Origin of the sequence: Desulfomicrobium orale DSM 12838 (assembly GCF_001553625.1) — a bacterium.
GTDB lineage: Bacteria > Desulfobacterota > Desulfovibrionia > Desulfovibrionales > Desulfomicrobiaceae > Desulfomicrobium > Desulfomicrobium orale.
This window is the reverse complement of sequence record NZ_CP014230.1, coordinates 1,745,101-1,757,929: the sequence shown is the minus strand read 5'-3', so window position 1 is coordinate 1,757,929 and position 12,829 is coordinate 1,745,101. Positions and strand designations below refer to the sequence as shown.

Sequence of the window (12,829 nt, the reverse complement as noted above, 5' to 3'; positions counted from 1 at the left end):
GTGTCTTCCTTATCCAAAATCAGTCAACAGGTTGCATATCGTAAGCCGCCCAGCCGGTGATCCGGGCGCGGACGGCAAAGCATTCGGGAACCGCTTCGCGGAGAATCCCGGAAGGAAGCTATTTCTTCTTGTCCTTGTCTTTATCCTTGACCTTGTCCCCTTCAGGGGCAAGCTTCCCGGAAATAAAGGCCCGGCCGACCTGCACCTGAACATTATTGCCCAGGTCGACGGTCAGCACGTCTTCCCTGGCTTCCACCACCTGGCCGTAAAGCCCGCCCGCCGTGACCACACGGTCTCCGCGGCCCAGGGCATCCAGCATCTGCCTGTGCTCCTTCTGCTTTTTCTGCTGCGGACGGATGAGCAGAAAATAGAAGATCACGAACATCAAAATGAGCGGCATGAACGTCATGAGCGGTCCGCCGGGCTGCGCGCCCGCATCGGCCGGAGCCTGTCCCATGGCATGGGCGATATTGGCAAAAAACATGTTTTCCTCCGTAAAGTGGTGTCGCAAGTAGCCCGCTTGGCTACCCCGGAACAGTACGCAATTCAAGGGTAAAAGAATTCAGCCGGCCAAAATTTCCCGGTACTCGTCCACTTCCTCCCGGGCGCGCGAAACAGCGGTCCGCTGTTCCTCCGTGCGGGCCAGGGCTTCGGCCTTCTCCAGATGAAACGCGTATTTTCTGAACTGCCGTCTGTAGGCAAAGGCCTTGGCGTAATTCAGATGGGCCTCGAACTGCATGCCCTGGGCAGCCTGCTGGCGGCCCAGATTTTCCAGCACTTCAGCGTCCCTTGGCACAGCTTTGGCCACGCGCTCCAGAGCCCCGATGGCCGCCGCGTGATTTCCCTGCTCGCCCATGGCCCTGGCGTAAAAAAACAGGGCGAAAAGATCGTCCGGCGCGCGCAAAACCGCCTCCTGCAGAGCCTGAGCGGCATCCCTCAAGGCCCCGTACTCGAAGGCGAACCGCCCGTATTCGCGCTTCCACAACGCGTCGTCCCCGCCGCAGGCCAGCGCCTTCCCGAATCCGGCTCTGGCCGCCTCGCTCTGCTTCAGGCGGCTGCGTGCAATGGCCTCGCCCAGAAAAGCGGTGCAGGCAGGGTATGGATGGGATTCGGCGGAAAAGATGGCGATGGCTGTATTGGGATCCGTATACCAGGCCAGCACCAGGGCCTTGGCCCGCAGAAAAGCGGCATTGTCCGATGCGCGTTCCCTGACGGACAGCGGCAGGCGGGCGATGCGCTCCTGCATGTACACCACGCGCTCGTCCATGCCCGGATGCGTGGTCAGGTACGAAGGGACGTTTCCCCCGCCGCCCAGCCATTGCAGTCTGCGGATCTTCCCGAAAGCATCGACCATGCCCCGAGGGGAAAAACCCGCCGCCACGAGGAAGTCCAGACCATACTGGTCCGCCTCACGCTCGTTCTGGCGGGAATACTGCAATTGCAGGGCGCGCGAACCGGCCATGGCACCTATGGCCAGAGCTTCTCCGCCGTCTCCCTTGGTCTGGGAGCCAACCAGCACCCCGGCCAGAATGCCCAGCAGGGAGCCCGCACCGATAAGCTGATTTTTTTCGATGGATTTGGCGATATGCCGCTCGGAAACGTGGGCCAGTTCATGGGCGATGACGCTGGCCAGCTCGTCTTCCCCGTCCAGATTGGCCATCAGGCCAGTGAAGACGGTGATATGCCCGGCCGCGGAAGCGAAGGCGTTCATGGAACCATTTCTGACCACGGTCACCTTGATGGGAAAGGGCTGCGGCGGCATGGCCGCCACCAGCCGGTCCACCAGAGAGCGCACGTAGCCGGTGATCTGCGGGTCGTGCACCACGGGAAAACGTGTTTCGATGACCAGGTCGAATTTCCGGGCCAGCTCCAGCTCGTCCCGGATGGTGAACTCCCCGAATCCGGCGAACATGCGCGCCGGAAGAAACATCAGAACGCAGCATACAAGCGCCGCGCATCTCAATTTCCACGCGCTCATCCGGCTACCCTCGGATCGGCCAGAACCGTTCCGGCACGCTTATGCCCGCTGTGCAAAAAGCGGCGCACGGGTCCGGTCCGTTCGAGTTCGGCGCGGCGCTGCCGCTCTTTCGGGCCGGGCTCATGCACCTGGGCCCGCAGGCAAAGCCAGAAATATTCACGGAAAAGCTCCTCCAGGGCGGCATAGGAGTCCACTTCCAGCTGCTCCAAATCCGAGGAGCTGATACCCAGGCCGTCCGTGGGCACGGCCTCGATGGCCGCCTGGAGGGGCGCCGGATCGTCCAGATGCAGGCAGAGCAGGCGGGCCAGTTCGTATTCCGCGGTTTTGGGGATGAGCTGTATGGGACTGACGTCACCCACATCGCCGTGCAGGGTCCAGAATCCGGTGAGCAGTTCGTCCAGCTGATCCGTACCCAGAACGCAACCTGCGTGCAGATGCGCCACATGGTAAAGAAAAAGCATTCTGATCCGGGCCTTGATATTGCCTTCGGCCAGAGCGGACGAGCTGCCGCAGATATCCGAGAACGCGGATGAAATCCGGTCGTATACGGCGGAGAAATCATGCAGGCAGGAAAGGCGGAGATGTCCGGGCGGACTGGCATAGGCCTCGCAGACACGCCGCCCCCGGTCGATCTCTTCCGGCGAATTGGTGGCAACAGGCAGCACGAAACCCAGATAGGGAATGCCCCGGGAGTGGAGCAGGGCCGCCAGAAAGGAAGAATCGATCCCGCCGGACAGACCGAGTACGTACAGCTTCCGCCCGGAGAAGCGCAGGTAATCCCGCAGGAAATCGCCCAGAGCGTCCAGAAGCCGCCCGGAAGCTTTCACTTCCAGAAGTTCCAGCCAGAGCGCGTAGTCGTCGTCGCGCGGACAATTCATGCGGGGCAGAGTCACGCTTCCTCCCGTCAGGAGTTCATCACTTCCAGAAAATCCTTGTTGCTCTTGGTGCCGCGCATCTTGTCCAGCAGAAAGTCCATGCTGTCCACGGAGTTCATGGGGGCCATGACCCGGCGCAGAATCCAGACCTTGTTCAGCACGTCGGGATCGAGCAGCAGGTCTTCCTTGCGCGTGCCGGAGCGGTTCAGGTCGATGGCCGGGAACACCCGTTTGTCCGAAAGATGGCGGTCCAGATAGATGTCCGCGTTGCCCGTACCCTTGAATTCCTCGAAAATGACTTCATCCATGCGCGACCCCGTGTCGATGAGGGCCGTGGAGATGATGGTCAGGCTGCCGCCTTCCTCGATGTTCCGGGCCGCGCCGAAAAAGCGCTTGGGCCGCTGCAGGGCATTGGCGTCCAGACCGCCGGACAGCACCCGGCCCGATGACGGCGTGGTGGCGTTGTAGGCCCGGCCCAGGCGGGTGATGGAATCGAGCAGAATGACCACGTCCACCTTGCGCTCCACCAGGCGTTTGGCCTTTTCCAGCACCATTTCGGCCACCTGCACATGGCGCTGGGGCGGTTCATCGAATGTGGAGCTGATGACCTCGGCCTTGACCGTGCGCTCCATGTCCGTGACTTCTTCGGGTCGTTCGTCGATGAGCAGCACGATAAGATAGGCATCAGGGTGGTTGACGCTGATGGAGTTGGCGATGGTCTGCAGGAGCATGGTCTTGCCGGTGCGGGGCGGCGCCACGATGAGGCCGCGCTGGCCCATGCCGATGGGCGTCATGAGGTCCATGATCCGGGCGGAATAATTCTTGTCGCCGTTTTCCAGCCGGAACTGCTGATCCGGATAGATGGGTGTCAGGTTGTCAAAGAGGACTATTTTCTTGGCCTCCTCAGGCTCGCGAAAACAGATTTCCTTGACTCTGAGCAGAGCAAAATAGCGCTCGCCTTCCTTGGGAGGGCGAATCTGTCCTGAAATGACATCCCCCGTACGCAGACCGAAACGCCTGATCTGCGACGGCGAGACATAAATATCGTCCGGACCGGGCATGTAGCTGTACATGGGCGAACGCAGAAAACCAAAGCCGTCGGGCAGAATTTCAAGCACTCCCTCCCCGAAAATGGAGCCGTTCTGGGAGGCACAGGCCTGCAGCAACGCGAAAATCAGCTCCTGTTTGCGCAGCCCGCTCAGATTCTCGATCTGATACCCGCTGGCGATGTCCATGAGCTCCGGCATGGACTTGGTTTTCAACTCGGACAGATTCATAACACTCCCTCATGACGATAAAAAATAAATCCCTTGACCATGGACAATACGGAAAACGCCACGGCAAACCCTCCGGGATATGCCTGCGCGTCAATATGTATGAGGTGGAACACCTGAACTGGAAAGTAGGCTCAGGCCTCATTAATTGTAAAAATCAGAAAAGTTGGTTAGTTGTGCTCAGGGAGGACGCCATGAGCCAACTTTTCTACCTTTCTGCCGAACAACTGGAGCGTATCAAGCCCTTCTTTCCACGTTCACATGGTATTCCGCGGGTCGATGACCGGAAAGTCATAAGCGGCATCATTTATGTCATCAAACATGGCCTGCAGTGGAAAGACGCGCCGCGCGAGTATGGCCCGTACAAGACGCTGTACAATCGTTTTTTGCGTTGGAGCCGGATGGGCGTCTTCAACAATATTTTTACCGAATTGGCAAAAACAGCGGGAAAAGATGGACGATTGATGATCGATGCAACCCACCTCAAGGCGCATCGAACCGCCGCCAGTTTGCTCAAAAAGGGGCTCTTTCCCGCTGCATCGGACGCACAAAGGGCGGTCTGAACTCCAAACTCCATGCCCTTTGCGACGGCCACGGCAGGCCTCTGGCCATGACGCTCACAGAAGGCCAGGTGAGCGACTACAAAGGAGCCGCCCTGCTTGTGGACGCCATAGATGCTTTGCCTGAGGCCAGGGAGCTTCTGGCGGACCGTGGTTACGACGCCGACTGGTTCCGTGACGCCCTGTGCGCCAGAGGCATTACGCCCTGCATCCCGCCCAGCAGGAGCCGGAAGAGACCCTGCCCGTACGATAAAGATCTGTATAAACAGCGGCACAAGATCGAGATCATGTTTGGCAGGATCAAGGACTGGCGCAGAATAGCCATGCGTTATGACCGCTGCGCGCATACCTTCTTTTCAGCTCTGTGCCTCGCGGCTTCCGTCATTTTCTATCTCAATTAATGAGGACTGAACCTAGGCATGACCCTTTTACAATTAATGAGGCCTGAGCCTAGTAACCGCCGGAGCCGCGGCATGGACAGGATCGGCTGGTTGAAAATAAAAAAACAAGGGGGAAAATCCCCCTACTCCTCTTCCGCTTCCGCAGCATCGTCGGCGCTTTCCTTACGCAGAATATCCGCGAAACGCGCCTCGATGGATTTCTTCACCTCGGCCTGCTCCTGGCCCAGGGCAAAGGAAAGTTCCAGAGAAATAAGCCCCATGGCCTGCTCCAGCAGACGGCGCTCCCCAAAAGACAGCTCCTTGTCCTTGCCGATGAGGATCAGCTCCTTCAGCACGTAGGCCACATCACGCAGATTGCTGCTTTTGAGTTTTTCGGAATACTCACGATACCGCCGGTTCCAGTTCTGACCGGAATAGCCGGTGAAATCGGAGCGATCCTGAAGGTAAAGAAGAATCTCCCTGCCCTGCTCGGCAGTGTATATGCCCCGCAGGCCGACATTTTGCGCGGTCTTGACGGGCACCATCAGCGTCACGTTGTTGCTCAGAATGCGGACGATGATCAGTTCCGTGGGTACCCCGCCTATCTCCTGAGTTTCGATCCGTTCGATCTTACCGACCCCCTGCGCGGGGTAGACGACAAGCTCATCAAGTGAAAACACAAGCGACCTCCAGGGAAACAGAATCAACCAACATAAGGCGGCCTGTATAGGCGAAAATTGCTATGCAGTCCACCAGCAGGGGCTTCCGGGTTTTGGAAGAAAGGATTTCCGCGATCCAATGCCGGATCGTGCCAAGCAAAAGTTCCGCTCCGGACTCCGCCGGGATCTTTCGGCATACGCCTTATCCCCAAGGCAAACGGGCGATGCGGCTCAACGGGAGTGCAGCCTGGCCATGGCCGCATCCCGGCCTTCACGGCAGAAATCGAGGACCGCTTCCCCGGCCATCTCCAAAAGACCGTCCATCCTGCTCCATTCCTCGGGAGTAAAACCGCGCAGGACATAATCGGCCATGGGAGTTCCATCATCCGGCCGTCCGATGCCCAGCCTCAGCCGCACAAAATCCTGGGTTCCCAGATGGGCGGCCACGGATTTCAGTCCATTGTGCCCGGCCAGGCCTCCAGAAAATTTCAAACGGATCGTGCCGAAGGAAAGATCGAGTTCATCATGCAGGACGAGCACCCGATCCGGAGAGATGCCGTTTTTCCGGCTCAATTCTCCCACGGCCTGCCCACTCAGATTCATAAATGTCTGTGGCTTGACCAACAGCCAGCGTCGTGCCCCATATTCCTCGGTCACGTCCCAGACCTCGGCGTTTTTCGCCCGGCGCGGCTCGCAAAACGATCCGGGTTGCGTATTCCATGCTCTGACCAGCCAGTCCGCAAGCAGAAAACCGAAATTATGCCTGGTTCGGGCGTATCCGCGTCCCGGATTGCCCAAACCCACGATCAGGCCGTCATATGCCATGGGGAACCGTCAATAACGAAAGGAAAAAGCGGAAAAAAGAGGGCTCCGCGCGGCGGAGCCCGGTGTGAAATCTAGACCTCTTCTTCTTCGCCGGCCTTTGCGCCGCGTCCGGCCAGAATGGCGAGCACGAGGTAATTGCGGTCGTAAACAGCCTTGACACCTTCAGGCATGGCCAGCTGATCAACAAAGACCTTGTCCCCGATGTTCAGCTCCGTAATGTCGAAACCAATGGAATCCGGAATGGCCGCGGGCAGGCAGCGCACCAGCACGCGTTCCTGATACAGCTCCAGCTTGCCGCCCAGAACGATGCCCTTGGCTCTGCCGCGAACTTCCACCGGGACCGTGACTTCGACTTCCTTGTCCAGGTCCACGCCGATAAAATCCACATGGTCGTAACGGCGCTTCACCGGGTGAGAAACCAGGCTCTTGAAAAGGGCGTTGCGCTTCTCCACCTTCCCGTCCATGTCGATTTCAAGTTCAAGCATCTTCGAGTAGCGAACCTTCTCAAAGGCCTTGCCCAGAGCCAAGTTGTCCACAGTGAAGGAAATATTCTCTCCCTTGGAATTATAGAACACTCCGGGGACCAGACCACTGGCACGCAGACGGGAACAGGGCCCCTTGCCCCGCTCTTCGCGGCGCTTCAACTGCAAACTCATGACTTCAGACATGCTGTACTCCTTAAGTCGAAAACCGGCTGCGCTCAGCTGAAAAGCACGCTGACCGAAGATTCGGAATGGATATTGTGTATGGCCTTGGCGATCAGACTGCCCACGGAAATGACCTTGAACTTGTCACTGGCCGCGGCCTTGGGATTGAGGGGAATGGTATCGGTGACAATGATCTGCGAAAAGGCGGAACTGATCAGCCGCTCCACGGCAGGGCCCGAAAGGACGGCGTGCGTGGCGCAGGCCACCACTCCCTCGGCACCATGCTCGGCCAGCAGATTGCCGGCCGCGGTCATAGTCCCGGCGGTATCGATCATATCATCCAGAACCACGGCGATCTTACCTTTGACGTCACCGATAAGCTGCATGGCGTGAGCCTGATTCGGACCTTCGCGGCGCTTGTCCACAATGGCCAGCCCCACACCCAGCCGTTTAGCGTAGGCCCGGGCCCGTTCCGTTCCTCCGGCGTCGGGAGAGACTACGATGAGGTTATCGCCCAGCCTGCGGATGTAATCCAGCAGGATTTGCGCCGCATACAGGTTGTCCACAGGTTTGTCGAAGAAACCCTGAATCTGTCCGGAATGCAGATCTATGGTCAGCACCCGGTCCACGCCCGCTACAGTGATGAAGTCCGCCACCATCTTGGCGCTGATGGGCACCCGCGGGACCACCTTGCGGTCCTGCCTGGCATACCCGAAATACGGCACCACCGCCGTCACCCGGCCTGCGCTGGCCCGCTTCAGGGCGTCCAGCATCAGACACAGCTCCATCAGGTTGTGGTTCACCGGAGCGCACGTGGGCTGCACCACATAGACATCGTCTCCGCGCACATTGTCGCTCATCTCGATCCGGATTTCCCCGTCGCTGAAGGTGTCCACCAGCGCCGGGGAAAGCTTGCAGCCCAGATGATCGCAGATACGCAGAGCCAGTGCCGGGTTGGCCGTTCCCGTGACAATCTTCAGTTCGCCTACGCGTGCCATGACGATGCCTTCATAATATTATGAAAATTGGCTGGGGCGGGAGGATTCGAACCTCCGAATGACGGAACCAAAACCCGTTGCCTTGCCAGCTTGGCGACGCCCCAATCTCGCAGGGCCCGCATATAGAGCCCGCCCACAAGAAAAGACCGCGGGACCCGCCGTCCCGCAGCTTACCGGAAGCCTCACGACTCCAGAGAAAATTCCCGCCCGGATTTCACGGCGTGGCAGCCACACCCTGCGGCATGAAGCCGTCTTGCACATGAAAGGGCATCCTCCGGAGCATCAAATAGCGCCACCAGAGTCGATCCCGTTCCGCTCATGACGCACCCCTTCGCGCCGTGCCGCATGACATCAGACTTGATATCCCGAAGCAGTGGAAATTCCTGAAAAACCACATTTTCGAATGCATTCCACAGAGCCGACGGATTCGTGAAGCAAAATTTCCTAGTCAGGGGGGGATGGGGTGTCAACTTTTTTCTTGAACGCGGCCCCCCGACATGGACCTCATCCCACCGGCCGTAAGCCCATCCGGTGTCCACCCGCAACGGCGGACAGATCAGAAGAACCAGAGTGTCGCCCAGATCGCACAGGATGGGCTCGATCCGTTCACCGATGCCTGTGATCCAGGCCGGTTGGTTCACGAGAAAAAACGGCACATCGGCACCCAGAGACAAAGCCGCCTCAGCAAGCTCCCCGGCGGCCAACGCCTTTTCCCCAGCCCGGCCGTTCAGCCACAAAAGAAACGCGGCCGCATCGCTGCTGCCGCCGCCAAGCCCCGCGCCCATGGGAATTCTTTTTTGTATATGCACGAACACGTCCGGGGCAAAGCCCGTGGTTTCGGCAAAGAGCCGGTAAGCCCGGCTGACTATATTGGCATCCGTGGCCAGGGATGGATCGGAGCAGGAAAGGGAAAACCCGCTCTCCCCTTCCCGCACCAGCAGCGTGTCGCATGGCGCGGGAAGGGGGTAGAACAGGCTCTCGATCTCATGATAACCGTCCGGACGGATGCCCACGATGTCCAGATACAGGTTGACCTTGCATCCGGCCGTAAGCGCGAACTCCATCATGTGCTTCAGGACAGGGGAATGGTGCGGAACATGGCCCGGCCCTGACGGTTGATCAGCAGCATGACCACGCCCTTGGCCTTGGCGTCGCCTTCGAGCACATTCCGGAAAGCGTCCACCGAATCCATGACCCGGCCATTGGCTTCCAGGATGACATCTCCCGGCTCCAGACCGCTCTGGGCGGCCAGCGAGCCTTCGCCCACCTCCACCACAATCAGACCGCTCTCATCGGACAAGCCCAGCGCCTCACGTTCCCTGGGCATTGCGGCACGCACGGACAGACCCAACACATCCTCGCCCGGCTGCCCCTGCTCATTCTGGGCGACCTTCCCGGCATTGCGTTCTCCAAGCTCCAGCGGAATGCTCAGAGTCTTGCCGCCGCGCCACACGGATACCGTGACCTTCGCTCCGGGCAGCAGATCACCGATCTTCCGGGTCAGATCACTGGCGCTGTCCACAGGCAGGCCCTCAACGGCGGTGATGACATCTCCGGCGCGGATGCCCGCCCTGGCCGCGGGATCGCCGGGTGTCACGGAGGCAATCAACGCGCCGCGGGGCGCGTCCAGTCCCAGAGCCTTGGCCGCGTTCTCGTCCACATTCTGAATGGAGACGCCGAGCCAGCCGCGCCGGACGCTCTTGTGCTCCTTCAGCTGGTCCACGATCTGCCTGGCCGACCGGCTGGGAATGGCAAATCCGATGCCCTGGCCCGAAGCGATGATGGCCGTATTGATGCCCACCACCCGGCCGTCCAGATCGATCAGGGGGCCGCCGCTGTTGCCGGGGTTGATGGAAGCATCCGTCTGGATGAAGTTATCGTACGGCCCGGCCCCGATGGTCCGGCCCTTGGCGCTGACAATTCCCGCCGTAACCGTGTGGTCCAGTCCGAAAGGATTACCTATGGCCATGACCCACTGCCCCACCTTCAGGGCGTCGGAATCGCCGAATTGCAGATACGGCAGACGCTTGTCGGCCTTTATCTTCAGAAGAGCCAGATCCGTTTCCTTGTCCGTGCCCACCACTTCGGCGTCGTAGGACTTCTCGCCGTTTCTGTCGCCGAGCAGATTGACTTTGATGGTGTCCGCGCCGTCAATGACGTGATTGTTGGTCACAATATAGCCGTCGGCGGAAATGATGAACCCCGACCCCAGAGAGCGCTGCTCCCGAGGCACGCCGCGCCCTTGCTGACCGAAGAAACGCTCGAACTGATCGAAAAAATCCTCGAAGGGGTCCTGACCGTGCGGGCCCCGAAAAAACGGTCGCATGTTTCGCTGCTGCCTTTTGACCAGCTTGACCGTGCTGATGTTGACTACGGCCTGCCCGGATGTTTCGGCCAGCTCCGTGAAATCCGGAAGCTGGGCGGCCAGGGCGGCCGAAGCCGTGAACATGAGAAAAATTGCCAGAAAACGAAGGGCATGTTTCATATATACCTCCAACGGTGTGGTTGGCCTTGAAAGCATTGACCATGCCAACGCCCGTCTTCCGTTCAGTAAAGGCTGACGGCATGACCGCATGATCTTCACATGATTTTTTGCACAAATACATGCACATAAAGCAAGAAAAATGCACAAACTGCAATCACTGTGCACATTCCCGGAGAAAACGCATGGCCGTCCATTCGGACCAGTATTCCCCACCCCGGCTCACGAACCCGACATGGCCGCCCGTATCCGGCATGAGGAGGGTCAGATGGCGGTTCTCCCGCGCCTCCTCCTCGGGAAAGCAGGCCGGTCCCAGAAACGGATCGTTGCGGGCGTTGATGATGCAGGCCGGATGGCGGATGGCTGTCAGAAACTGCTTGCAGGAGGACTTCCGCCAATAGTCCAGAGCATCCCGGAACCCGTGCAGGGGAGCGGTAAAACGGTCGTCGAACTCCTGAAACGTGCTGATCTGCTCCAGGCCGGTCAGATCCAGGGCTCCCGGGAACAGGCGGCCCTTTTCCGCGATTTTCTCCCGCAACTGTCCGAGCAGATAACGCGTGTATATCCGGCACAAGGGCCGGGCCAGAGCCCTGGCCGAATCCTCCAGATCGCAGGGTACGGAAAGGGCTACCGCCCCGCGCACCGAATCCGGAACCCGGTCCGGGTCCTCGCCCAGATATTTGAGCACCATGTTCGCGCCCAGGCTGAATCCCACCAGAACCACGCTCTCGTACCGGCCCGTTTCCCGGACCATGAGCAAAATCTCATGCAGATCGCGGGTCCACCCGGAATGGTACATAAAAAGTTTCCGGTTGGGCTCTCCGCCGCACCCCCTGAAATTCATGGCCAGCACGTCGAGCCCCCGGATACGGGCCGCACGGGCCATGCCCAGCACGTATTTCCGGCGGGAATGTCCTTCCAGACCGTGCAGAATGACCGCCAGCCGCTTTCCGCCGCCGGCGGACCAGTCCAGATCGACAAAATCCCCGTCGGAGGTCTCAAAACGCCGCCGCTCGTAAAGCACGCGGGGTTCCGGCCGGAACAGCGGCGGAAACAGAGTGTGCATGTGCCCCGAATGAAACGGAAACCCCGTGAGCAGACGGTTCAAGCTTTACTCCTCGTACATCCGCTCTATGAGCACCGGCTCCTTGGGCACATCCTGATAAAAGCCCAGATCGCACGTTTCCACCCGGGCGATGGACCGGACCACATCCATGCCCTCGGCCACGCGACCGAAAACCGCATAGCCGAAATCCCTGGAGCCGTGATCGAGAAAGGCGTTATCCCGCAGATTGATGAAAAACTGGGAAGTGGCGCTGTCCACGGCCTGCGTTCTGGCCATGGACAGGGTGCCTTCCAGATTCTTCAGCCCGTTATCGGCCTCGTTCCTGATGGCCGGACGGGTCTCCTTCTCCTGCATGCGGCTGGTCAGTCCGCCGCCCTGCAGGACGAAATTCGGGATCACCCGGTGAAAGATGGTTCCGTCGTAAAAGCCGTCCCGCACATAGGACAGAAAATTCTCGCAGGTAAGCGGCGCCTTTTCCGGATACAGTTCGATCTTCAATGTCCCCTTGGATGTTTCCATGACAACCATGACAAGCTCCTTATTTTTCTCCGTCCGCGACGGATTGCTTCATTTTCCGGCGGACCCGGCGCTTCCGTCTGAGCGGCACGCCTCCGGCCTCCACTCCAGCACCAGAGCGTCCTCTCCCGTATCGGAATAATATTTCTTGCGCCTGCCGATGGCGGTGAAGCCGCACCGGGCATACAGCGCATGGGCGGCGGCATTGCCCTGCCGCACTTCAAGGACAGCCCTTCCAACTCCGCGTCCGGCAGCCTCGCGCAGGAAAAAAAGCAGTAAACGGGTGCCCAGCCCCTGGCCGCGTAAGGCTGTACGCACGGCCACGTTGACTATTTCCAGCTCGCCCGCCACACTGTACGCACTGACGTAGGCATGCAGCAAAGCGTCCCGCCGGGCCTCCGGCCCGCCGCCAAAAGCGCCCGCCGCCAGAAACTGCTCCCGCCCCAGCAGGGACACGAAACGCTCCGCGCTCCAGGCGTCGGCAAACACCTCGCCTTCGAGCCCGGCCAGAGCGGCGGCGTCTTCTGGCCGCAAAAAACGCAGAACAACACCTTCCCGCACAGTTCTTC

Annotated in this window: 15 protein-coding genes and 1 tRNA gene; 2 read left to right on the top strand and 14 right to left on the bottom strand. The window is 59.6% G+C overall.

The features are described from left to right. Positions 1-118: 118 nt before the first annotated feature. The 4 genes from yajC to rho form a co-directional block, all read right to left on the bottom strand. Complete coding sequence (gene yajC / locus AXF15_RS08045) at positions 119-484, bottom strand: preprotein translocase subunit YajC (protein WP_066605731.1); 366 nt, start codon at positions 482-484, stop codon at positions 119-121. Positions 485-562: 78 nt separating this feature from the next. Next, positions 563-1,930 carry a beta-barrel assembly-enhancing protease gene (locus AXF15_RS08040; protein WP_066605729.1) on the bottom strand — a complete coding sequence of 456 codons (1,368 nt, stop codon included), beginning with the start codon at positions 1,928-1,930 and terminating at the stop codon, positions 563-565. Between the two features lie 44 nt (positions 1,931-1,974). Then, on the bottom strand, positions 1,975-2,871 hold the full coding sequence (gene nadE, locus AXF15_RS08035) for an NAD(+) synthase (protein ID WP_066605726.1): 897 nt from the start codon (positions 2,869-2,871) through the stop codon (positions 1,975-1,977). An 11-nt stretch (positions 2,872-2,882) separates the two neighbouring features. Beyond that, positions 2,883-4,130: a transcription termination factor Rho gene (rho, locus tag AXF15_RS08030; RefSeq protein WP_066605723.1), complete on the bottom strand. Its 1,248-nt coding sequence runs from the start codon at positions 4,128-4,130 to the stop codon at positions 2,883-2,885. A 191-nt stretch (positions 4,131-4,321) separates the two neighbouring features. Between rho and AXF15_RS14570 the strand changes: the two genes are divergently transcribed. Next, entirely contained in the window at positions 4,322-4,690 is a 369-nt protein-coding gene (locus tag AXF15_RS14570; protein ID WP_066607876.1) for an IS5 family transposase, read from the top strand. After that, the gene (locus AXF15_RS13515; RefSeq protein WP_236884853.1) at positions 4,588-5,088 is read left to right on the top strand and encodes an IS5 family transposase; all 501 of its coding nucleotides are present in this window, start codon (positions 4,588-4,590) and stop codon (positions 5,086-5,088) included. Before AXF15_RS14570 ends, AXF15_RS13515 begins: the two co-directional genes overlap by 103 nt. 122 nt (positions 5,089-5,210) lie before the next feature. Here AXF15_RS13515 and AXF15_RS08015 read toward each other — a convergent pair whose 3' ends face one another. The 10 genes from AXF15_RS08015 to rimI form a co-directional block, all read right to left on the bottom strand. Continuing rightward, a complete protein-coding gene (locus AXF15_RS08015; RefSeq protein ID WP_066605719.1) occupies positions 5,211-5,747 on the bottom strand; it encodes a CarD family transcriptional regulator in 537 nt (178 codons plus the stop codon). Between the two features lie 210 nt (positions 5,748-5,957). Continuing rightward, positions 5,958-6,551 carry an aminoacyl-tRNA hydrolase gene (pth, locus tag AXF15_RS08010; RefSeq protein WP_066605712.1) on the bottom strand — a complete coding sequence of 198 codons (594 nt, stop codon included), beginning with the start codon at positions 6,549-6,551 and terminating at the stop codon, positions 5,958-5,960. A 71-nt stretch (positions 6,552-6,622) separates the two neighbouring features. Then, positions 6,623-7,219 (bottom strand): 50S ribosomal protein L25, encoded by a 597-nt coding sequence (locus AXF15_RS08005; protein WP_066605705.1) that lies wholly within the window; start codon positions 7,217-7,219, stop codon positions 6,623-6,625. A gap of 32 nt (positions 7,220-7,251) precedes the next feature. Beyond that, positions 7,252-8,196, bottom strand: coding sequence for a ribose-phosphate diphosphokinase (locus tag AXF15_RS08000; RefSeq protein ID WP_066605702.1), 945 nt, complete (start codon positions 8,194-8,196; stop codon positions 7,252-7,254). A 28-nt stretch (positions 8,197-8,224) separates the two neighbouring features. Further along, a tRNA-Gln gene (locus tag AXF15_RS07995) sits at positions 8,225-8,300 on the bottom strand. A gap of 78 nt (positions 8,301-8,378) precedes the next feature. Continuing rightward, the gene (gene ispE / locus AXF15_RS07990; RefSeq protein WP_066605699.1) at positions 8,379-9,263 is read right to left on the bottom strand and encodes a 4-(cytidine 5'-diphospho)-2-C-methyl-D-erythritol kinase; all 885 of its coding nucleotides are present in this window, start codon (positions 9,261-9,263) and stop codon (positions 8,379-8,381) included. Positions 9,264-9,268: 5 nt separating this feature from the next. Beyond that, entirely contained in the window at positions 9,269-10,681 is a 1,413-nt protein-coding gene (locus AXF15_RS07985) for a DegQ family serine endoprotease (protein ID WP_066605698.1), read from the bottom strand. Positions 10,682-10,835: 154 nt separating this feature from the next. After that, entirely contained in the window at positions 10,836-11,786 is a 951-nt protein-coding gene (locus AXF15_RS07980; RefSeq protein ID WP_083517942.1) for a YheT family hydrolase, read from the bottom strand. A gap of 3 nt (positions 11,787-11,789) precedes the next feature. After that, positions 11,790-12,272, bottom strand: a complete 483-nt coding sequence (locus AXF15_RS07975) for a peptidylprolyl isomerase (protein ID WP_066605697.1) — start codon at positions 12,270-12,272, stop codon at positions 11,790-11,792. Positions 12,273-12,311: 39 nt separating this feature from the next. Continuing rightward, positions 12,312-12,821, bottom strand: a complete 510-nt coding sequence (gene rimI, locus AXF15_RS07970; RefSeq protein WP_066605695.1) for a ribosomal protein S18-alanine N-acetyltransferase — start codon at positions 12,819-12,821, stop codon at positions 12,312-12,314. Positions 12,822-12,829: the final 8 nt, after the last annotated feature.

Coding starts and splice junctions, on each gene's coding strand:
- AXF15_RS07985 (WP_066605698.1), bottom strand. CDS start 10,681: ATGAAACATGCCCTTCGTTTTCTGGCAATTTTTCTCATGTTCACGGCT.
- AXF15_RS08040 (WP_066605729.1), bottom strand. CDS start 1,930: ATGTTTCTTCCGGCGCGCATGTTCGCCGGATTCGGGGAGTTCACCATC.
- AXF15_RS08000 (WP_066605702.1), bottom strand. CDS start 8,196: ATGGCACGCGTAGGCGAACTGAAGATTGTCACGGGAACGGCCAACCCG.
- yajC (WP_066605731.1), bottom strand. CDS start 484: ATGTTTTTTGCCAATATCGCCCATGCCATGGGACAGGCTCCGGCCGAT.
- AXF15_RS07975 (WP_066605697.1), bottom strand. CDS start 12,272: ATGGTTGTCATGGAAACATCCAAGGGGACATTGAAGATCGAACTGTAT.
- rho (WP_066605723.1), bottom strand. CDS start 4,130: ATGAATCTGTCCGAGTTGAAAACCAAGTCCATGCCGGAGCTCATGGAC.
- AXF15_RS14570 (WP_066607876.1), top strand. CDS start 4,322: ATGAGCCAACTTTTCTACCTTTCTGCCGAACAACTGGAGCGTATCAAG.
- AXF15_RS08005 (WP_066605705.1), bottom strand. CDS start 7,219: ATGTCTGAAGTCATGAGTTTGCAGTTGAAGCGCCGCGAAGAGCGGGGC.
- pth (WP_066605712.1), bottom strand. CDS start 6,551: ATGGCATATGACGGCCTGATCGTGGGTTTGGGCAATCCGGGACGCGGA.
- ispE (WP_066605699.1), bottom strand. CDS start 9,263: ATGATGGAGTTCGCGCTTACGGCCGGATGCAAGGTCAACCTGTATCTG.